Source organism: Photorhabdus heterorhabditis, from assembly GCF_018448905.1.
GTDB classification, from domain to species: Bacteria; Pseudomonadota; Gammaproteobacteria; order Enterobacterales; family Enterobacteriaceae; genus Photorhabdus; species Photorhabdus heterorhabditis.
Genome location: NZ_RCWA01000051.1, coordinates 1 through 20,968, shown reverse-complemented (window position 1 = coordinate 20,968; position 20,968 = coordinate 1). Strand labels below are relative to the sequence as shown.

The window sequence follows — 20,968 nt, the reverse complement described above, 5'->3', positions numbered from 1 at the left end:
AAGGATTTTTTACCAATATGAAGAAGAACTATGTAATATCACCTCAAATTATTAACACAATGGAGATGAGCAATGAACCATGGGGAATAAAAGATAGTTCTTCAAATTTTATTTATGGTAATTCAGCAACAAAAAAATCCATTCATAATTTCAAAAAATCGTTTGATTACGAGGGACTTTACGATCATGAACTTCCCTGGGATGGTGCTAAATTTGCAAAAGAATTCATTGTCCATGATAAAAATGTCATGGCCAAAGGACATAGAGTATGTTCACTTGAAACACATGTATTTGGCAAAGAACAAACTCTATCCTCTTATTTTTGTGAAAAGCTGCCTTTTTATCATGAAGATGGGAGTTGCATAGGAATTATGTATCATCTGTGGAAAGCTAAAGAGTACTCATTGGCCCACCTATATCAATATTATGACAAACTACCCCCTTCCATTATACTCCAACCACCAACTGATCTTTTTACTCTACGCGAGTGGGATATCATCTTCCTCTTTTTACAAAAACATTCCAAAAAACAGATTGGACAGATACTGAATATTGCCTATCATACTGTTGAAACTCATATGACCAGAATATATCATAAGGTTGGTATTCATTCCAATCAGCAATTGGAAGAATACTGTCTGGTCAATAACTTTCATCACTTTATCCCAGAGAAATTTTTATTGTCTTAGGTTACGTATTAATTCCCAGTTTCAATATGCTACCTTTGTTCATTATTTATTGATAAAATAGACAGCTCTGCGGGAATATGTTTTTCTTGATAAAGAATATACCTACATTCAATAGGTTAAAAAACAATAATTACCTCGAAGGATATGTATGAGTCAATCAGCATTTAGAAAAGTCCCTTTTATTACCCGTCAGTTCACAAATATGTGGGATAAAAGCCCTGACGCATGGTTTGTAAAAGACAATGAATCCCGTTTTATTTATGCAAATACGCTGTTTATAAAAGCCAATAAGTTACCTGAAAACTTTGATGTTGTCGGATATACTGATGAACAATTACCAACGCCAGTCAATGGTTTTTCCCACCATTTTAAAGAACATGATCGTCGTGTCTTAAAATGTATGCAACGAATATCATCTATTGGGACTTACCCTCAAGGTAATGGTCAACGATCTAAATCCTATTTTTGTGAAAAATATCCCTTGATGGATGAGAATAATCAATGTATGGGAATTATTTCCCATGCTAAAGAAGTCGAGCATTTTACCGTATCTCATTATATGAAGAATAGTACGCCTATATCGGTCAGCTCCAAGCCCCCGAATAATATTTTAAAAGAAATTGAATGGATCATGATTTTTCTATTTTGCTGCGGTATTAATAACAAAGATATGGCCGATGAAATGCATATGTCATGCCGTACTGTAGAAAAATATTTCGAAAATATCTACGAAAAATTGTCTGTCAGTTCAACGATGGAATTACGATTACTTTGTAAAGAAAATGGTTATGACCTATATGTTCCACCAAGATATTCTCTATCTATAGGCCATTTTCTACTGTAAGCAGTCGATTTTGCTATTATTTATTTCTCTTTGAACATATTGATAATTTGAACAATAATCAGGAATACAATCAATGATATTGCAGATTTTTCTACTCCATCAAGTTATAAATCTTGAAACTGACTCTTTATATTCTAAATATGTTAAAACGTTTTAAGTAACTGATAATATACCGCCCATTGTGGCGGATGTACCGCCTCCAAAATAATCCTCTACTTATCTGGCTTCTGATCACTACAAGGCAAGGCGACAGCCCGCGCACAACTTTCACTCAAAACTCGCATCACCGTTTCCGCACCACTTCGATTAGGATTTATTCGTATCATCCGCTTTTCTAAAGTGGGATCAGATTGACGGAATGTACCAGATAACCGGTAAAATAGTGGTGGAATTTCGAACTTTGATTCAGCACCAACCGGATAAGGCAGCGCACCAAGTTCATGAGCAAAGCAAAGGACTTGTTCTGCAATCTCGTCATAAAATTCTACCAGCAATACTTTAGATTGCGCGTTTGCAATTACTGCCTGTTTTACCTGCGGTATTATTCCCTGATTAAGCCAGGTAACCAACGTTTCACTTACTTGAGCCTGCACCGCATGCATTACTGGCGCAAATACCAGCCCGCGCAACACTTCCAGTGCCTGAAATCCCTGCACTTGGCTTCCGCCGGAATACATACTACGCCGGATGTTGTCGATTGCCGATTTTTGACCTGCCACAACACCAACACCTTGCGGACCAAACAATTTAAAACTAGAGAAAGTTGACAACACAGCGCCACATTCACAACCAATATGTTCTACTTTCATAACTGCGTAATTATCATCAACCAGTACCGGTAATGACGCAGCATTCATCAATGAAATCACCGTAGCCAACTCATAAGAATCATCGATTTTCTGGCGTGTATGTTGTACCAGCCCGGCTACCGGACGATGTTGCAAAATTGCAGCACGTACTTGTTCAGATTGATTGAAATCAGCCCGTATAAGGTTTAAACCCATCTGTCCAGCAATGGTCGCGGTTGTGGGATATAACGGCGCATCATGAACCAATAGAGTATCACCCACGTTAACTAATGCCGCCATGCCACTGCGTATTGCCCCAGTTCCCGCTCCTTGCACTAATATAGCTGACTCAGCGGAAAAGAAATCGGCAATAACACCTTCAACTCGCTGCGTCATCTGTGGTTGGTTCAGTCCCGGAACCAATCCCAAATCGCCAGTAGTCAAGAAATCTGCGCCGGGAAAATGGCGGCAGATAATATCAACTAAATGGAACTGTTTTTGCTGCGCCTGTTCCATATTCAAGCTACGTAATGGGTAAGTGTTCAATATCTGCTCTCCGCCCCTCTCCCTTTCTTGTTGCCATCACAATGCCATCACAAAGTAGAGGGAGAGGATATATTTATTCAATTAACGAATACCTACCAGATGAATAACGTTAGCCAGAACACCAACCACAATCGTTGCAATCGGCCCAATAGCCATTTCAACTAAAGGACGTTTAGACGTGCGATTGAGCAGATAAATGCCCGCCACCACCATAAATCCCATTCCCGGCAGAATAGCGTTGGAAGCAATCATTCCCCCCACTAATAAGGAAACCTCCAACATGCGGGTAATGACTGTTCGAATATGGTCGCCACAGGCTTTCACTCCAGGATATTTATCCAGCCAGATAGCAATTCTTGCCAGTAGTTTGATTTCCATAAACATAATCACGCTGCCAGCAATGAAGGCAATCCATAGGTTATTCGTGGCTAATCCGGCAACAAACACGAATTTCATCCCCACCGGGCTATACACCCCGGTGGCAATAGCCGTCATGCCAACTAATGGAACAAAGCTGATTGCCCTAGCCAAAGCCACCAACGTAGCGTTAGCCCCTTCCCCCTGCGCCATCAATTGCAGTGATACCGGCCCTTCCGCCAGCAGACTGAGTGACATCGAAGCAGCTACAGCAGTCAAGCCACCACTCAGTACCAATAGCCAGATGTTATTTTGAATACGCTGTATTCGCGTAGAAAATAATCCAACCAACATCTCATTTGCACCTTTGGTTGAATCTTGTCCATTTTCTGCTTTGGGAGCACGTTCTTTCATTGCAAAGTAGAACATTACAATCATCGAAATCAGGAGCGCTACCCCATTGGGGTCCAGTTGTACTGGTTTGCTCAAGGCTCCACCAAAACTGAGTGAGCCTATCGCTTTCGTCGCGATATACCCCATCAGTGTCGCAATCAGCACCCATATCCCTTTGCGATATCCATATTGATACGCCACAACAACCGCAGGGAATAATGCAAAGCAGGCAACGATAGGATCGCCAACCTTACTCAGGTTGTTCATGAAATTAACGGGTAAATGGGCAAAGATATCAACAACAGATCGTAAACCCGTCATCAAAGCAATGGCATACAGCGCTCCTAGGACACCGGAAGTCACGAAACCTTTTTTACTGTTTGCGCACCAGGTGCCGATCACATCTGTTCCCAGCAACAAGCTATGCACCAAGATAATCGGTGCTGTAAGCGAGAACGGAATGCCAAACCCGATAACCAGACCAAAACTTAAGGCAAAACTGGTCGCCGCTAAGGTTTTACGATTCATACGCCCTTCAAGGTGTTCCGGGATTAAAGGGCGCAACCCGTCATGAAATACCGCAATACCACAGTTAGCCATCATGGCTGATATCCCACCAATAACAGCCAGCAAACCCGCTTTAAACGGATCAATTTCCATTAAACGTGTGAAAAATTCGTATTCCATCTTCTATGTCCTTATGAAGAAAAAATAGCCCTGATAATCACCGGGATGACAGTTTCTATATCCTGACCAATAAAACCAAATGCAGTCTTCCCGGCGTTCACATGCGCAATAATCTCTTCGTCAGATAGAATTTTTCCCGGCATACTGAGCGTGGCACATTTATCGATACCCACGATAGCAATTGCCATTGCCAAGGCGCCCCCACCAGTATTACAGGCACCCAAATAATAATCCGCACTACCACTCTTAAGTGCCATAGCTGCTTCAATGTCGCTCATTAAGGTAATGGACGAAGCTTTATCTCCAGCCAAACAGCGTAAAGTTTCCACAATTTTTTCTTTCTCAATTTGTCCTCCGATAACAAATCTCATATGTTTTTCCTTTATTTGAAAAATACCGCTGGGTTGTCACGTAACATTAGATCAATTTCTATTTGCGTTAATCCAGCATTCCTCAGCATGGGAACAAAGGTGCGGATTAAATATTCAAAACCATTGCCACCATTGGCCTTCAGATGGGATCGGCGGGTTATATCCATCGATAACATGATACGGTTAAGCAGACCGCGCTGGGACAGTGTCTGTAGCATGGCGACACGTTTTTCATCCGGGTAGTAATCGTTCTTACCAATCGTGTCAAATTGTATATAAGCCCCTTGTTCAATCATACGCAGGATATTGTCCAGATTGTCCCGCAAGTCACAATGCCCGATAACTACCCGCTCAGTATCTACACCCTGCTTTTTCAGTAACGTCAGTTGCTCAAGCCCCATGGTGCTTAACGACGTATGCGTAGAAATGGGGCGTCCAGTTTCCAAGTGAGCTATCGCTGCGGCATGAAATACTTTCTCTTCATCAGGTGTGATAACTCCCTTACTGGAACCAATCTCCGCAATCACTCCAGCTCTCAGCGTTGTGCCATCAATACCCTGCTCAATTTCAGCGATCATTTCATCCGCCAGTTGCTGAGCCGTGGTATGTGCTACATGCTCAGGAAAAAAGGCAGACTGGTAATAACCCGTTGAGGCAATCACATTAATGCCAGAATCCTGCATCAAATCCAGCATAAACTGGGGATTGCGCCCCATATAACGATTGGTCATTTCCACAATATTGCCTACACCAAGGTTGACCAATATTTTCATCTCATCACAAATCAAGTCATATTGATCCAGCCGACAATCAATGTTGTTTTTAAATGACGATAAATCAATATGCAGATGCTCATGTGAATAGGTATAGCCGGACGCATCAATCCTATTTTGCTTCGTCATCGGAAAGAGTGTCCGAATAAAATGGTGACAATGAATTTACTCACAGGTCATTTCCCCATTAACAGGAATGCGGTTTCCCTGGCTGTCATAAAGTCCTTCCAGCACTGGATGCCCTGACTGGATACCACTGACCAATGCCACATCACTGCGAGTCACAAATATCTGAGTACGAAAGCACAGCACCACAGCACAACCAACTGGATATTCACCACCAAGAGAAAAGTGGTAATCAATACTGGTATCATCCATCGGTAACAAATGAGTAGATATAATCTGTCCATTTGGAATGAAGACTAACGCGTTATAAGCCTGTCCGCGGCGATAATGACCGCCTCCATAGCAATAGCTGTTGCCATTAAACCGGTGAGATATTTCCGTCAGATACAGCATAGCAACGCTTTCAGGCTGTTCTCCCTGAAAATTAGCCAGGACTGTACCTGTCAGTGCATGCCCGGGTTCCGTATGGGTAACACCATACTTTGCGAGTAACGGTAGTGTGCTACAGCTTGATGCCGATGGCGCATTTATCTGCGTCACCTCAACCCCTGCCTGTTGTAAAATGTCTTTTGCTTTTAACAAAGTGAACAAATTTGGTGCAGGCACTGTTCGCTGCTGTGCCTCCTGCCACAATAAGCAAGGAAAATGGGTCAATCCCACCAGTTTTACGCCGGGCAGCGCCATAATACGATGAGTAACAGCATTCAATGCCGATAAATGAAAACCTGCTTCCTGACCAGGATAAAGATGATCATGATCATCATAAATTTTTAGCATAATGCATTGCACATGTCCCTGATGCTGCGCAAGACAAGAAATTTCCTCCGCTTTTTCTAAAGAAAACACTGTGATCACTTCCGGGCGTTGCTGTATCACAGTGGAGACCATATTCCGCGGGATCTGCACCAGATGACCAGCATGAATAACTGGGATCTTCCGTCTTATCAATGTCCTTGCTTCCTTGAAATCCACCGCTGTGACACCCCGATAGCCCAATTCTATAAGCTTGCGTGCCAGCCACGGATTACGCCCAATCTGTTTGGTCATCAGATACAGAGAAATATCATAACGCTTCGCTACAGCAAGCAATTTTCTGGCATTTACCAAAACTTGCTCAACATCAATGACATAAGTATCAGGCAGCAAAACTCCTTGCGCCCATAACGTACGGGCTGCCTCAATCAATGCCGGATTTTGTTTGTTCAATGCATTAATAAATATGCTGTACCTCCTGTACTACTTCAGCGGTCAATGCCATTGCAATAAGTTAGATGTTCAAATCATCATTTTTTTGAATATTTGATGGAAAAAAAATTCCCTTCATCTCTGTTATTTATTGTCGTGCTATTGCTGATCCTTTGCCATCCAAAGGCTAAACAGGTTTGCCAGCAAATACCCTTCTTCACAGGGATGTAATTGCACGTCAAAATGTGCCAGCAGCGAAGCGTTAATCACTTGCAAATGAGAAAAGGCATCAGACTGACGTACTTCCATCAACAGTTCAGTATCCAGTGAACCAATTTGTTCTCCCCGGCGTGAGCGCATCAACGCATTCGCCATATGTGTTATCGCCATTTCCCCCAACGCATTCCTGACGGGGATTTGCCAATCTTGTTCAAGCTGAATCACAACTTTCATCATGCCATCACAAATGTCCTGATCGATGACATTTCCCTGACAGAGCAGATTCAGCCGATTTTCCATTTCATTTTACTCCGTCCATTTTAAATCAGTAACTTGGGTCCTGTTGACCGGCCAGTACTCGTTGTTGATGAACCAATAATGCTGTTTTATCCACGGTGGTACGCAAAAGTTGCTGAATCGGAATATCATCAGCTCTGGTTAAAATTACCGCTTCAGAAGCTTGCATAAAACAGACATTTCCACGCAGCGGTACCGCAATAAGCTCCCGGGAACTCAATTCAACTTCCCTGCTAACGTTCCAAATCACTGCATCGATATCACCCTTAGCCACCTTATACAAACATTCGTGGTAAGAGATATCCACCAACGTGATAGCCTGCCCGGCAAAGTACACTTCGGTCATGATCTTCTGGTCGGCAGAACGATTATCTAACCCAACACGACGGATGTTATGCTCTTCACCCTTGCGGTAAATCAGTTGGTGTCCACCAACATAGGTGTGTGGCCCCAATTCAAGTACAGCAAGAACATCACGCTGTTCCAGATAAGTTTGTGCAGCCAGACCTGACACTACAGCCATGTCATAAATGCCGTTACGCAGACATTCTACCCGGGCATCCGAACCTCTCATGTGAGCAAAGTAAAACGGAATACCATCAAACTGCGCTTTTAAACCACTCGCCAGCCCTTCGTACAATCGGGTATAAGGTAACGGCATCGCACAAACTACATTACCGATATCAGCATGTGCTAACAGTGCTTTGTGATCCATACTAACCAGATAACTGCCATTACGCCCCCGCCTCTCTAGGCGAACCGCACCAGAATTCTCCAGTTTTTTTAATGCAAATTGTACCAATCCAACAGACAGCGCATAGTCAGATGCCAGCTCATCAATAGTCTTTAAACGATTACCACAGCACTCACCTAGCAGATAACGGGCCAGATATGCCTGAGCAACCCCCTCTTTTTTAAGCAGCTCACGACTCATAATTATTCTTCATTTTTTTGAATGTATTTATATCTAACTTAAAGAGGTAAATAACAATCGGAAAATACCAAAAATGCGAATTCAGTCACGAATGTGAGAGTAATTTTTGCAATTGAAGCAGAAAATCCGCCTTACCTTCGTACTAAGGCAACTTGGAGGGAACTTCCCGTGCGTGTTCATTAGTTGCGCTATGTGGGTCTCAATAGAGCAGAGGCAGAAAAACAGAGTTGTGAAACGCTATTAAGCCCGCTAGCGTGGAAGTTATTGTGGGTAAAGCAAGAAAAGAAAAAGGTCCCTAAGACAGCGCAAAGTGTTTACTGGGCCTATATTAATTTGGGAAAACTAGCGGGTTGGTATGACTCAAAACGAAATGGCCGAGTGGGATGGGAAAGGCTGTGGCAAGGATGGTTCATGTTACAAACCCTCCTTGAAGGTTATTTACTGTCCAGTCTCTTGATCTATGAAATATGATCAAGAGACAGCTGAAGGACGGGGTTTTACGGCGCATCGGATAAAACCATTAAAACCAAAGTGGCGATATTCTCCAACAGATTACCCTAATAAGATAACCTTTATGTATGCGCCCTTAACAGGCGCATACATCAGAATACCTTATTCAACTGAACAAGCATCAGCCCTTGGGATATAATCAAAGTGTAATTCTCGATACCGGTTCCTTTTTATGCTCCAAACACCGTGAAAACGTTCTGCATTACTGGCGGTATACCTCACCGTGTGGCGAATGTTACTGTGTCCAAGATAATCTTGTATCAGCCGAGTATCCACTCCCCTGTCAGCAAGAGCATAACCACAAGCATGGCGTAACATATGTGGATGGGAACCTACTGAAATATTAGCCTGTCGCCCTAATTGGTTAATCAATTGATAAATACGCTGACGTGTAAGCGGTCTTCCGGTGCGTGACAAAAATAACCAATCACTTTCCGCACCTCGAAAAGTTTTACGTACTTCAAGCCACGCGTTAATCGCCTTGATTTCATAACCTAAGAGGGGATGGTTTGTACAAAACCCGCCTTTTAAGCGCCGAATATACAAACTTCCATCATCCAAATCCAAGTCGGATAACCGTAAATACCTGGCTTCACTAACACGTAAGCCATGAACAAAACTCATGTACACCAGGCAATAGTCGCGCTCACCATTAGCACTACTTTTCGCCACTGCCAGCATACTTTCCACTTCGTATTGCGTTAGATGTCTTCGTTGACCCATTATGGTCTATCCCAAATATTTTTTGTCTCAACGCATGTAATATTCTGCGTTATCTGTAACTGATTTAGACCCGGAACCAACCTTAAATCCCCTATGGTAAAAATGTCTGCACCGAGATGGCGGCAGATGACTAAATGAAATTGCTTTTGCTGTGCTTGAGCTTCGCTCAAGTTGTGTAATGGACAGGTATTCAATGTCTGTTCTCCGGGAACCCCCTATATTCTTACCATCATAAGATAAAAAGAAAAATACTGATTCGATTAACCATCACTCGCTAAATAAGTTGATCTGTCTGAAAAAACAACAAAAATTATCACAATAAGCCCAACAATCATTTTAACAAAGGATAGGCCAATCAGATCGATTTTTGTTTCAAATCACGCAGAGTCTCGGTAAATCTTTATAGGCCCATTTACCGATTCTGACACAGAAATTACAAGTGTCAGCAGGGAAACAATCGTAGAATTTTCCTCAGTAATGCAGTGAAATATGAAGTTTTTATTGCTATCTCTCGCAGAGGTCAAACAGAACGGGTATTGGATAAAGCATATATTGCTCATAATATCGGTATAATTGGTATGATGGTAATTGCATTTACACGTGCATCAGTCAATTCACTGGCTGATGTGTGCTTCGCATTGTATGACAAAACAATTCATTTAACAATTATACCTGTCATCTTTCAAGTTGCCTCTTTGTTGGCTGCACTCACTCACCCCGGTCACAGAGTTCTCTATGACATAGTTATCTATGCTCCCGGGGATTCGCTCCCTTGCCGTCGCGATGCATCTTGAAATCTATTGGGTATAGAATAAATTATCAGTAAATAATCTAAATAATTTCAATATTAACTACCTATCCCAATGATGTTATTGTTGTAAACCATTATTATGAATGAGTAGTTAACATCAGCAACGTAAAAAAACTGGAGTGCACACGTAGTACGTAAGGAACGATTCACTTAGCTCCCTCGTTAAAGTTCAATCAAAAGTTAGTGCTTCTGTTTGAACATTGCTCATTTTCACTCCTTATAACAAAAATGGTAAACAAAATATTCTAATAAGATAAAAATAATATTGGTAGCTATATTTTTCTATATGTAAATATTTTACACAAAAGAATAAATGATTTAATTAACAAATACAGATAAAATAAAAAAATCTTATCTTTTTACAAATTAATTATTGCAATCCATTATATATTCAGGTTATTTTAAGTGAAATCAGTAAAAACCACTCAGACAGTTACTTAAATAACAACTAATGAGTTATCATGTCAAATATAAAAAACAAATCGAATAATATTATTATGAAATTAATTTTTATGCGAAAAAAAAGTCATAATCCTTGTGAAACCAAGGGTTATCAGTCAGAATTTATATATGACAATCCTACCTTTCACCAAAAGCTCGATTTACTTAAAGGTCCCAATATAACAGGGTTTTCAATGGGTGAATTGACCTCGCATATTGCAAAATATGAAGAGGAATACTACCGCCAGAGTCAAAAAGTTATCCAAACTATTCCAAGAGTGACTTCATTAAATACCTACTCGTTTGAAAAAAATAAAACCAAGCAAACTTGTACCCATTATGAATATTCACTTTGCAATAACCATGATCGTTGTATCGGTACCACTTTACAGATGTACAAAGCTCAGAAATTTTCTGTTTCTTACTGAAGTTAATCTCTACACACCAGAGATATTTTTGCAACCAAAAATCATAATGTTTTCTTAAATCAAAATATTATATAAAAAATATGACCAGAAAAAATTTCATTATTTCATCTCAAATAATAAACACCTTGGAAACTAGCAACGAACCATGGGGGATAAAAGATAAATCTTCCTGTTTTTTTTATGGCAATGATGCATTGACTAAACTTCAAAATATAAGTTCTAATTATGATTATCAAGGTAAATATGATAGTGACATTCCGTGGCAAGGCAATGAATTCTCGGAAGATTTTATTAAACATGATTTGAGGGTGATGGAAAATGAAGAAAGTATTTTATCATTAGAAACACATGTATTTGGACAAGATAGAATTTTATCATCTTATTTCCAAGAGAAACTTCCGCTATATAATGATAATGGTGAATGCATCGGCATCCTTTTCCATGCCTGGAAAGCTCAAAATAACTCACTAACTCGCCTATTTCACAATAAACTACCTGCTTCCATTATATTTCAATCACCAACTGAGCTTCTTACTCAACAAGAATGGGAAATCGTTTTCCTTTTTTTACAGAAATATAGCAAAAAACAAATCAGTCAATTACTTAATATCCCTTACAAAACCATAGGGAAGGATATGAAAAAAATTTATAATAAACTAGATGTAAATTCTGATTTACAACTGGAGGAATACTGCCAAATAAATAGTTTTAATCTCTATGCACCAAAAAGGTTTTTATTGTCTTACTTATAAATGTCGTTTATTTGTTTATTCAAATTTTTTATAAGGTAATAATGTTATAAAGGTCAAATATGAGTCAATCAGGATGTAAAAAAGTCCCTTTTATTACTCCTCAATTAACTAATATGTGGGATAAAAGCTTAGAACCATGGTTTGTGAAAGATAAGGAATTCCGTTTTATTTATGCAAATACAGCATTTATTAAAGCCAATAAGTTACCTGAAAACTTTAATGTTGTCGGATATACTGATGAAGAATTACCTATACCACTTAATCAATTTGCTCACCTTTTTGAGGAACATGATCGTAAGGTCTTACAATCTATGCAACGAATATCATCTCTTAACACTCATCCTCATAGCAAAAACGAACAATCTACATCCTATTTTTGTAACAAATACCCATTAATGGATGAAAATAAGCAATGTGTTGGTATCATTTCTCATGCTAGAGAAGTGCATAATTTCACCGTATCTCATTATATAGAGAATGATATTCCTATATCGATTAGATTTCAGCCACCTAACAATATATTGAAAGAGAAAGAATGGACAGTCCTCTTTTTATTCTGCCGTGGCGTCAACAATAGATATATCGCCAGAGAAATGAAGATTTCATATCGTACCGTAGAAAAATATTTCGAAAGTATCTATGAGAAACTATCAGTTAACTCAGCTATTGAATTAAGAATATTTTGCAAAGAGAATAATTATGATCTCTACATTCCACCTAAATACTTTAAATCTAGAGGCCATATTTTGCTATAAATAATCGATTTTATTATTACATATTCTCTCTATTCTGTTTAACTAATCTGAGTTTTCTCTTAGTCTGATATATGGGCAACAACTTGATAAATTAAAATAAAGGACTTAAGACGTGATTAAATTATCATTTTTTTGAATATTTTTTCCTTATTTATATTAAAAACTTTCAGAAAATTCAGAAACTATACAACTAGAGTGAATACTAACTAAAATTTATGGTCAAATAACTTACATCAACATATTGGCAAAAGAGATCGAGACAGGGAACTATACCCAATAGATTTCAGATTGCAGCGCGGCGGCAAGTGAACGCAGCCAACAAAGCAGCAGCTTGAAAGATGAAGGGTATATAACCCTGTTTCAATCCTAAAATTCCAGCAATCCCCAAATCAACGAACAATCACTCCCAACAGAATGCCTAATGCACCAAAATCAGCATCACTAAATGTCGTGTTGGCAATACCGATATTCCCCAAGACAGGCAATAAGAATACGGGCAGGAAAGTGATCAACCAGCCCTGAATAAAGGCACCGAGAATAGCGCCTCTGCGACCACCTGTAGCATTGCCGAAAACCCCAGCCGCAGCACCGACAAAAAAGTGTGGCACCACCCCCGGAATAACTACTGTCATGCTCAATGCATACAGTACAAACATACCAATAACACCCGCAATAAAACTGCTCAGAAAGCCTACCAGTACCGCATTAGGCGCGTAAGGGAATACAACCGGACAATCCAATGCAGGTTTAGCATTCGGAACCAACTTGTCGGAAATTCCTTTAAATGCAGGAACAATTTCTGCAATTATCATTCTCACTCCTTGTAAAATGATATATACACCGGCCGCAAAGGTAATAGATTGCATTAACGAAAACATAAATCCATTTTTACCACCACTGACTTCTCTTACAAAATCACCACCTGCAAACAAACAAGTGACAATAAAAATAATCGCCATCGTGAAAGAAATAGCAACCGGCGTATCACGCAAAAACAGTAAACTTTTCGGTACATTCATCTCCTCCGTTGAATGTTCTTTATTGCCCAGTTTACTGCCAATAAAACCAGACAGAACATAGGAAAGTGTAGAAAAATGCCCAATGGCAACTTCATCAGAACCTGTCACTTTCTTCATATACGGATGAGCAATCGCCGGGAAGAAAACCATAGCAACACCAACAACCACAGAACCGATAACCACTAGCTTAGTTCCGTTGATCCCGGCAGTTGCCAGAATCACTGCCACCATCATGGACATAAACAAGGTGTGATGCCCTGTCAGAAAGATGAATTTCCAAGGTGTAAAACGGGCAATCAGGATATTAATCACCATGGCAAAGAACATAATCATTGCCATTTCTTTACCAAAACTTTTCTGTGCAATGGAAACAATCGCTTCGTTATTTGGTACTACCCCCTGAATACCAAAGGCATGTTGGAAAATTGCAGCAAAATCCCCCAGTGAAGAAACGACTAACCCAGCGCCCGCCCCCAAGATCACAAAACCCATTATGGTTTTTATGGTGCCTTTGATACATTCGGTCACTGGCTTTTTTTGTACGATCAGCCCAACAAGTGCGATAAATCCCACCAAAACCGCAGGTTCTGACAACACATCACTCATCAGAAAGTGGAAGAATTCCATAGCTACCTCCGGTTACAATGCACCAAGCTCAGTTAATGCCACGGACAGGCGTTGTTTCATTGCGGTTTTATCCACCATATTGTCCAGTGCAACAATTTTGCCATTGACTGCCTGAGCAACTAATTGTTCTGCAATATCTTTCGTACCAACAAAAATATCGCTTTGAGTTGCTTTTGCTGACCCCAGATCAACGTGATCAACACTGGCATCTATTCCTATATCTTTCAGAATATTTTTGATGCTCATTTCCATCATCAAGCTGGTACCTAATCCATTTCCGCAAACGACTGTGATTTTCATACTGTTTTCCCATAGCAAAAAATAACGACTTAATATCTGTCGATAACAGATATAATCTCTTCTTTACTCTTAGCTCCCATCAATAATTTTGTATCTTGTTGATTATCAAAAAGCGCAGCAAGCTGAGAGATCACTTCGATATGGCTGGCATTGTCGATCGCTGCCAGCACGATCAGTAATTTAACTGGATCATTTCCTTCAGAACCGAATTCAACGCCCTGACTGACAACGGTTAATGCTAACGATAATCTGTTCACCCCCTCTTCAGGTCTGGCATGTGGCATAGCAATTCCCGGCCCTACAACGTAATAAGGTCCAATTTCTTCATGAGAGCGATAAATAGCATCAATATAACGGGGAGAAATTGCACTATTTTCCACCAACGGTTGGCAAGCAACCGCGATAGCTTCCCGCCAATCTTTAATATTCGGGATCAATTGGATCACATCTTTGGTGAGTAAAGTTTTTAGCATCAGCTTTCTCCTGGTCGAAACTTTATTCTGTTTAATGATGTTCAGCCTTGTCAGGAAATGAAGCAAATCGTTAAAACACCCTAAGTCCGTCTCTGGCATCTCAAGCCATATCATTCACAATATGAATATATTTCACCCTTATTCTGCTAAACCTGACTTCAAATTCGCTTTCTGGTGATATTAGTCACAAATGGTAGCGCTATCTACCCTCATAAGTCATTATTGTGATAGCGCTATCATTTGTTATCTGAATGATTTACCAGAATGGCAACGCCCATCATGTTTTTTTCCCCCACGACTTACTTGAGATAAGGTAGAATCCCATCGTCAAATTCATAGCCGTTAATTAAAAAAATAGAAAAATATTGATGGGAAAGACACGAAAACGCCGTAATACAGGGCGAGTAACACTACAAGATGTTGCTAAGTATGCCGGTGTCGGTTCAATGACGGTTTCACGCACATTGAGAACGCCAGAAATGGTATCGGATAAATTACGGGAAAAAATTGAACAAGCCATACAGGAATTAGGATATATCCCAAATGGTGCCGCTGGAGTACTCGCCTCCGGCCAAAGCAATATTATCGCGGTTCTTGTTCCATCATTGACAGATAAAGCCTGCGCCACATTTATACAGTCATTACAACAGGTGCTGAATAAACATTCTTTCCAAGTTTTACTTGGATGTCATGAATATAACCGTAATAAAGAAGCCGAAATTATCATGACATTGCTGCAAAGTAACGCGGCAGCGCTGATTATCTTCGGCTCTCAATTGACAGATAAAGCCTACAACAACATTTCTCATATCAATATCCCGATTATCAATGTTGCGGGATCTCATCAACAACAGACGACTATCAATATAGAAACAGATTTTTCCGAAGCTGCCTATACTCTGACTGAGTATATGCTTAACAAAGGTCGGAAACATATTGGCTATATTGGTGCACAAATGGATAACCGTTTACTAAATCAGCAAATTAATGGCTGGAACAAAGCAATGCTACATCACTATCAGAATGCAGACCAAAATATCACTACCCCCGATGCTGCCAGTATGCAATTTGGTCGCCAGGCAATTACTGAGATGTTATTACGGCAACCTGAACTGGAAGGTGTTGTTTGCAGCCATGAAGTGATTGCCTTAGGAGTGATGTTTGAATGCCAACGTCGTCTACTAAAAATACCAGCAGATCTGGCTGTCGCTTGTTTGGAAGGCTCAGATAATTGTGATCACACACAACCAACACTGACATCCATCCGCATTGATTACCCCAAAATAGGAAAAGACACAGGAAAACTACTGGTAAGGTTGCTCAATAAACAAAATGCAGATGAGCCAGAATGTCAAAATAATCAACATCATCTATTTTCGTATAAGTTTGAGCCCAGACAAAGCACTTAGCAGAGATGAAAACGTCAACCCAAGTAGTAGCACAAATTTTAATGAAAGCTTATATACCTGTTATCTTTCAAGTTGCCTCTTTGTTGGCTGCGTTCACTTGCCGCCGCGATCCATCTTGAAATCTATTGGGTATAAAAGCGCTAATTATTTAGCCTGCTGCTTAAATCTGGTGGCTTAAAAGGAAAACCTGCGCAATCTTCAACTCTATTTGCCATATCAGCGATTGTCGTTTCAGCAAGAGCTGTTTCTAGCGCACAAGTAATACGCGAAAACTCATTTTCCAACACCGGGGTAATATTGTGTCCAATATAACATTTAGGATTAGGTTTGGAACGATGCAACGTGAAATACAGAGGGTCTTCAACTGCGCGATAAATATCTAGTAATGAAATTTGCTCCGAAGGCCGGGCCAGTAACGCTCCCCCACCTTGACCCATTTGCGAATAGGTAAGTCCCGCATCTGCCAGAATCCCTAAAAGCCGCCGGACCACGGTCGGGTTGGTATTCACACTTCTTGCGATATCTTCAGAACGTACAGCTTGTCCATGATAAAGCGCAATATCAGTGAGAATATGAATAGCTACAGCAAAACGGGTAGATGTTGGCACCGGAGTATCCTATATACCTAAGGATGTGATTGAAAAACGGCAGAAAACTGGAAAAAAGATTACATAATATGTAACTAATTTTGTCACATAATAAGTAGTGAAATTCAGAATGTCAATCTGTTCAATTAACACCCTCATTCCTTCAGCTCTGCCGTCACATACAAGACCATCTATACCCAATAGATTTCAAGTTGCAGTGCGGCGGCAAGTGAACGCAGCCAACAAAGCAGCAGCTTGAAAGACGAAGGGTATAAATACATACTTCTATACAAGCGTGACCTTTATCCCATTAAGACTTCGTTACATTGACCCCCTTTTTTTAAACTGAATTAGCACGATCAATCTGAAGCGTATCGGAGGTCTGCTGTAATTTTACTAGCTGTTCGCCCTGCACTGTCCATATATGAACGAAACGAGAAATAAATCGTTTTCCATTCTTTACTTTCCCTAAATAATTACCTAAAACAATCACATGATCACCTGACTCGAAAAATTCAGAACTTTCTACAACAAATTCCTCAAAGTCATTAAAAAATGGCACAAAAAAATTATTTAATACGTCATCAATCCCTTCATAAAACCCACCATGTAGAGCGCCTTCGGTAATATCCCAAATAATGTCATCTCCCATCAACGGGCGAATAATATTGATATCACCCATAGACTCGTAAAAACGACGAACAATAGATACATTTAATGAATCTGACATTGATAATTCTCCTTCAAATTATCCTGCTATGAAAAATGGCTGGTTGCTATAAAAAAAGCGAACCGACCTGTATCTTGGGATGTTCAGTGAAAAAAGTCTTAACTATCACCCCTAGAAAATAATGCAAGCATCTTTCATCTTAGGCGATATATTGCGGGTAAGATATCCCCTTACTTAGGTAAGCCTGAGTATATATAGCAGTCATCACATATATTTTGGCGTTTCAAATATCATCTGGTTGGAACACCGAAGTATCGATTTAAGCGGTCCTTTAAAGTATTTCGTTTATTTCTCCCCAATGTTGCCCCGATTGAGTCATTTTTTGAGCCAGAGAACCCGCGCTTTTAAAGTGCTTAGCTCCTCCAACACCAATCAGCCCCGTTGTTACAGCGCTTCCCGATAACAATGGCAAGGCCAAAATACTCCCTTCTGCGGCAACCATAGTCTGGCAAGAGAGTGGCGTATTACCACTACAGGCTTTCTGGATTTCGGTTTGCTTTTCCTGTTAATTTCTCAACTATGCCTTGCTTATTCGCTCTTATTCGCTTCTGCTGCCGCCAGTAAATTCGCCAAAGAGTTATTCTCGATTACAACAATTACGTAGAAAAAAATAAAGCCAAACAATATAAAATAACCTAGATAACCATAATAATGTATTTTGAAGACTTATTTCCATTTTTAATAAATTCAAACCAAATTCCAGACATATAAATAACAAATAATATTATCATGGGAAAATTAGCAAGTTTGTTTTTATTAAAAAAACAAAAATCAAAAAAGAGCAATGGAGATTTTACACTTCTTAGTGAAATTTTTTTGCTCAAGCCAAAGTAGATGAAGCATGCAAGAAACCCCAACAGACTCAAGACCATCAAAATAAACGGAATATATACAATCATGCTCATTTATCCTTAAACTCATGTTTATATATTTCAGTGCCAACTTTGCCATTCACGTCTGTTTCACCTAATGGAGTTTCCCTTGAAATACCCCCCATGCGTATTACCACGATAGAGATCACTGAGGGTTATTGGGTGATCTCCGAGGACGAAAATACGCAGCATTCTAGCTTTTTCCTGAATTTCACTCATCCGGGCGCTGTAATCACCTTGCAATGCCCGCAACTCTTTGGCAACAGCAACGCACTGGTCAGCTCCTGAACCTTGTCATATTCCTGCCGATATTTATCCCTAACGGCAGAACGGCAGCTGGTATCACCCTGACAATTAACCAGTTCCTCACTGCGCGATTGATTCTGCTCCACACTTAGGTGGTTGTTGTCCACAACAACCCATTCCATTGCGACGTTGACCGCCGGACGCCGATTTTCCTAATTTTCTCAGTCAGTTACAACTGTTGTGGTCAATAAAAATCGGTCACTAGCTTAGAGTTTTCCCAAAATAATCGTTCTGGAAAGGGATTAAGCAGAATTGATGAACCGGGCATCAAACCCGGCGATAGAAAAATCAAATGTATACTTAATATCAACACCCTTTGGGATTAAAATTGTGTAGATATTTATACCCTATGGATTTCAAGATGGATCGCGACGGCAAGGGAGTGAATCCCCGGAAGCATAGGTAACTATGTGACCGGGGCGAACGAGTGCAGCCAACAAAGAGGCGACTTGAAAGATAACGGGTATATATTTAGGTAAGCGCGGGATAATCGGTATAGCCTACTGCTCCAGGAACCATAAATGTTTCTGGCTGTTGTTCATTAAATGGCGCTTCGGCTAAAAAGCGGTGAGGCAAATCTGGGTTAGAAATAAACAATTGACCAAAAGCCACCGCATCAGCTCTACCATCAGCAAGCACTTGTTCCGCGCTCTCTTTAGTCAGCTGTTCGTTAGCAATATAAGTTGCCCCGAAGACTTCCTTTATTTCCTTACTGAAATCACCATCAACAACAGCATCACGCGAGAAGATGAAAGCAATACCCCGTTTACCAAGTTCACGCGCGACGTATCCAAAAGTCGCCATAGGATTGGAATCTTCCATTGAGTAACTACCACCCCGTGGAGCCAAATGCATACCAACACGTGATGCTCCCCAAACTGAAATACAGGCATCTGTGACTTCCAGCAATAACCGGGCACGATTTTCTACTGAGCCACCGTACCGATCCGTACGTATATTGGCATTATCTTGTAAGAATTGATCGAGTAAATACCCATTAGCCCCGTGTATTTCTACTCCATCGAATCCTGCCGTTTTCGCATTTTCTGCTCCGCGTCTGAACGCTTCGACAATGCCGGGAATTTCATTAGACTCAAGCGCTCGCGGAACCACAAAGGGGCGCTCTGGACGTAATAAGCTGACGTGACCATCAGCCGCAATCGCACTCGGAGCTACTGGTCGTTCCCCATTGAGGAAAATAGGGTCCGAAATCCGCCCTACATGCCAAAGTTGTATAAAGATACGCCCACCAGCGGCATGTACCGCATCCGTGACTAATCGCCAGCCTGCAACTTGTTCATCTGACCAAATACCAGGAGTATTAGCGTAGCCAACTCCCTGTGGAGTTACTGACGTCGCCTCACTGATAATCAAACCAGCAGAAGCGCGCTGAACATAGTATTCCGCCATCAGAGCATTGGGGATACGTCCTTCTCCTACTGCACGGGTACGTGTCAAAGGAGCCATAATGATACGATTTGGCAAGTCAAGATCACCAATACGAATTGGGTCAAAAAGTGTAGGCATATTTTTTCTCTCATATGGACTAAATAAATGCACTGCGTTGCAAACCATCAATACGTACATAACCAAGTAACACCGGAAGCAAATAACATCAATCAGGAAGCATGAGCGATTTCTCTTAATCCTCAATCTTTAACAATTGGATGCTTTTCCGATATGAATTAATGTAACTCACACAGTTACATTAAACAAGAGGGATCTGATACCAGATGTCAGGATATCTGCAAGATTAATGCTATGACACAGCAATGACTTTGTTTGAGAATGACATAGGATGCCTGTTTGTTCATGGTTTATACCCCAAAAGCTATGCTGTTCACCAACATCATTCTTTGTGACTGCTCCCCGCCGTAAACGGCGAGTCTTCCCACTTCTCAGGCCGCAACCGTCTGTGTGACGGATTTACGCTGGCCTCCATGGGCAGAAACGACGAGTCCCGCCGCCTGTAATTCCTGTATGCCCTTGCGCCGGATGTTGAGCGCCGCATTGATA

22 protein-coding genes and 3 pseudogenes are annotated in these 20,968 nt (G+C 40.6%); 8 read left to right on the top strand and 17 right to left on the bottom strand.

Going from position 1 to position 20,968, the window contains the following annotated elements:
* Window positions 1-17 precede the first annotated feature (17 nt).
* Window positions 18-689: a PAS and helix-turn-helix domain-containing protein gene (locus EAE89_RS20550; RefSeq protein ID WP_054481229.1), complete on the top strand. Its 672-nt coding sequence runs from the start codon at window positions 18-20 to the stop codon at window positions 687-689.
* Between the two features lie 148 nt (window positions 690-837).
* The gene (locus tag EAE89_RS20545) at window positions 838-1,533 is read left to right on the top strand and encodes a helix-turn-helix transcriptional regulator (RefSeq protein ID WP_054481232.1); all 696 of its coding nucleotides are present in this window, start codon (window positions 838-840) and stop codon (window positions 1,531-1,533) included.
* Between the two features lie 212 nt (window positions 1,534-1,745).
* Here EAE89_RS20545 and EAE89_RS20540 read toward each other — a convergent pair whose 3' ends face one another.
* The 7 genes from EAE89_RS20540 to yhfZ all read right to left on the bottom strand — a co-directional run bounded on the left by EAE89_RS20540 (window position 1,746) and on the right by yhfZ (window position 8,209).
* Window positions 1,746-2,867, bottom strand: a complete 1,122-nt coding sequence (locus tag EAE89_RS20540) for an aminotransferase class V-fold PLP-dependent enzyme (RefSeq protein WP_054481235.1) — start codon at window positions 2,865-2,867, stop codon at window positions 1,746-1,748.
* 81 nt (window positions 2,868-2,948) lie between these two features.
* Complete coding sequence (locus tag EAE89_RS20535) at window positions 2,949-4,304, bottom strand: YhfT family protein (RefSeq protein ID WP_149617292.1); 1,356 nt, start codon at window positions 4,302-4,304, stop codon at window positions 2,949-2,951.
* An 11-nt stretch (window positions 4,305-4,315) separates the two neighbouring features.
* A complete protein-coding gene (locus EAE89_RS20530) occupies window positions 4,316-4,675 on the bottom strand; it encodes a DUF2620 domain-containing protein (protein ID WP_054481239.1) in 360 nt (119 codons plus the stop codon).
* Window positions 4,676-4,686: 11 nt separating this feature from the next.
* Window positions 4,687-5,577 carry a phosphotriesterase-related protein gene (locus EAE89_RS20525; RefSeq protein WP_054481241.1) on the bottom strand — a complete coding sequence of 297 codons (891 nt, stop codon included), beginning with the start codon at window positions 5,575-5,577 and terminating at the stop codon, window positions 4,687-4,689.
* A gap of 36 nt (window positions 5,578-5,613) precedes the next feature.
* Complete coding sequence (locus tag EAE89_RS20520; protein WP_054481243.1) at window positions 5,614-6,795, bottom strand: YhfX family PLP-dependent enzyme; 1,182 nt, start codon at window positions 6,793-6,795, stop codon at window positions 5,614-5,616.
* A 123-nt stretch (window positions 6,796-6,918) separates the two neighbouring features.
* On the bottom strand, window positions 6,919-7,278 hold the full coding sequence (locus EAE89_RS20515; RefSeq protein ID WP_054481245.1) for a hypothetical protein: 360 nt from the start codon (window positions 7,276-7,278) through the stop codon (window positions 6,919-6,921).
* A 25-nt stretch (window positions 7,279-7,303) separates the two neighbouring features.
* Window positions 7,304-8,209 carry a GntR family transcriptional regulator YhfZ gene (gene yhfZ / locus EAE89_RS20510; protein WP_054481247.1) on the bottom strand — a complete coding sequence of 302 codons (906 nt, stop codon included), beginning with the start codon at window positions 8,207-8,209 and terminating at the stop codon, window positions 7,304-7,306.
* A 183-nt stretch (window positions 8,210-8,392) separates the two neighbouring features.
* On the opposite strand from yhfZ, the pseudogene EAE89_RS20505 reads away from it, so the two are divergent.
* Window positions 8,393-8,680: pseudogene (locus EAE89_RS20505) on the top strand (IS4 family transposase); the annotation flags it as partial.
* A gap of 141 nt (window positions 8,681-8,821) precedes the next feature.
* Here the strand turns inward: EAE89_RS20505 and EAE89_RS20500 are convergent.
* Window positions 8,822-9,442 (bottom strand): tyrosine-type DNA invertase, encoded by a 621-nt coding sequence (locus EAE89_RS20500; RefSeq protein WP_054481249.1) that lies wholly within the window; start codon window positions 9,440-9,442, stop codon window positions 8,822-8,824.
* Between the two features lie 449 nt (window positions 9,443-9,891).
* On the opposite strand from EAE89_RS20500, the pseudogene EAE89_RS20495 reads away from it, so the two are divergent.
* From EAE89_RS20495 to EAE89_RS20480, 4 genes and pseudogenes are all read left to right on the top strand, one after another.
* A pseudogene (locus EAE89_RS20495) lies at window positions 9,892-10,101 on the top strand (phosphoheptose isomerase family protein); the annotation flags it as partial.
* Between the two features lie 613 nt (window positions 10,102-10,714).
* Complete coding sequence (locus EAE89_RS20490; protein ID WP_214086509.1) at window positions 10,715-11,122, top strand: hypothetical protein; 408 nt, start codon at window positions 10,715-10,717, stop codon at window positions 11,120-11,122.
* Between the two features lie 80 nt (window positions 11,123-11,202).
* Window positions 11,203-11,874 carry a helix-turn-helix transcriptional regulator gene (locus tag EAE89_RS20485; RefSeq protein WP_054481445.1) on the top strand — a complete coding sequence of 224 codons (672 nt, stop codon included), beginning with the start codon at window positions 11,203-11,205 and terminating at the stop codon, window positions 11,872-11,874.
* Window positions 11,875-11,933: 59 nt separating this feature from the next.
* Window positions 11,934-12,629, top strand: a complete 696-nt coding sequence (locus tag EAE89_RS20480; protein WP_054481447.1) for a helix-turn-helix transcriptional regulator — start codon at window positions 11,934-11,936, stop codon at window positions 12,627-12,629.
* Window positions 12,630-13,018: 389 nt separating this feature from the next.
* Here EAE89_RS20480 and EAE89_RS20475 read toward each other — a convergent pair whose 3' ends face one another.
* The 3 genes from EAE89_RS20475 to EAE89_RS20465 are packed head-to-tail and all read right to left on the bottom strand — an operon-like array spanning window position 13,019 to window position 15,048.
* On the bottom strand, window positions 13,019-14,275 hold the full coding sequence (locus EAE89_RS20475) for a PTS ascorbate transporter subunit IIC (RefSeq protein WP_054481449.1): 1,257 nt from the start codon (window positions 14,273-14,275) through the stop codon (window positions 13,019-13,021).
* 12 nt (window positions 14,276-14,287) lie between these two features.
* Entirely contained in the window at window positions 14,288-14,575 is a 288-nt protein-coding gene (locus EAE89_RS20470) for a PTS sugar transporter subunit IIB (protein WP_054481451.1), read from the bottom strand.
* Window positions 14,576-14,604: 29 nt separating this feature from the next.
* Entirely contained in the window at window positions 14,605-15,048 is a 444-nt protein-coding gene (locus tag EAE89_RS20465; RefSeq protein WP_054481453.1) for a PTS sugar transporter subunit IIA, read from the bottom strand.
* Between the two features lie 368 nt (window positions 15,049-15,416).
* Between EAE89_RS20465 and EAE89_RS20460 the strand changes: the two genes are divergently transcribed.
* Complete coding sequence (locus EAE89_RS20460) at window positions 15,417-16,457, top strand: LacI family DNA-binding transcriptional regulator (protein WP_054481455.1); 1,041 nt, start codon at window positions 15,417-15,419, stop codon at window positions 16,455-16,457.
* Between the two features lie 140 nt (window positions 16,458-16,597).
* On the opposite strand, the gene EAE89_RS20455 is transcribed toward EAE89_RS20460, so the two are convergent.
* The 6 genes and pseudogenes from EAE89_RS20455 to EAE89_RS20430 all read right to left on the bottom strand — a co-directional run.
* Window positions 16,598-17,065 carry an Rrf2 family transcriptional regulator gene (locus EAE89_RS20455; protein ID WP_054481457.1) on the bottom strand — a complete coding sequence of 156 codons (468 nt, stop codon included), beginning with the start codon at window positions 17,063-17,065 and terminating at the stop codon, window positions 16,598-16,600.
* Between the two features lie 319 nt (window positions 17,066-17,384).
* Window positions 17,385-17,774 (bottom strand): nuclear transport factor 2 family protein, encoded by a 390-nt coding sequence (locus tag EAE89_RS20450; RefSeq protein WP_054481459.1) that lies wholly within the window; start codon window positions 17,772-17,774, stop codon window positions 17,385-17,387.
* 271 nt (window positions 17,775-18,045) lie between these two features.
* The gene (locus EAE89_RS23810; protein WP_235525555.1) at window positions 18,046-18,186 is read right to left on the bottom strand and encodes a hypothetical protein; all 141 of its coding nucleotides are present in this window, start codon (window positions 18,184-18,186) and stop codon (window positions 18,046-18,048) included.
* A 675-nt stretch (window positions 18,187-18,861) separates the two neighbouring features.
* Window positions 18,862-19,074 (bottom strand): hypothetical protein, encoded by a 213-nt coding sequence (locus EAE89_RS20440; protein WP_054478192.1) that lies wholly within the window; start codon window positions 19,072-19,074, stop codon window positions 18,862-18,864.
* Between the two features lie 349 nt (window positions 19,075-19,423).
* Window positions 19,424-20,479: an alkene reductase gene (locus EAE89_RS20435; protein ID WP_054478190.1), complete on the bottom strand. Its 1,056-nt coding sequence runs from the start codon at window positions 20,477-20,479 to the stop codon at window positions 19,424-19,426.
* A 371-nt stretch (window positions 20,480-20,850) separates the two neighbouring features.
* A pseudogene (locus EAE89_RS20430) lies at window positions 20,851-20,968 on the bottom strand (RNA-guided endonuclease InsQ/TnpB family protein); the annotation flags it as partial.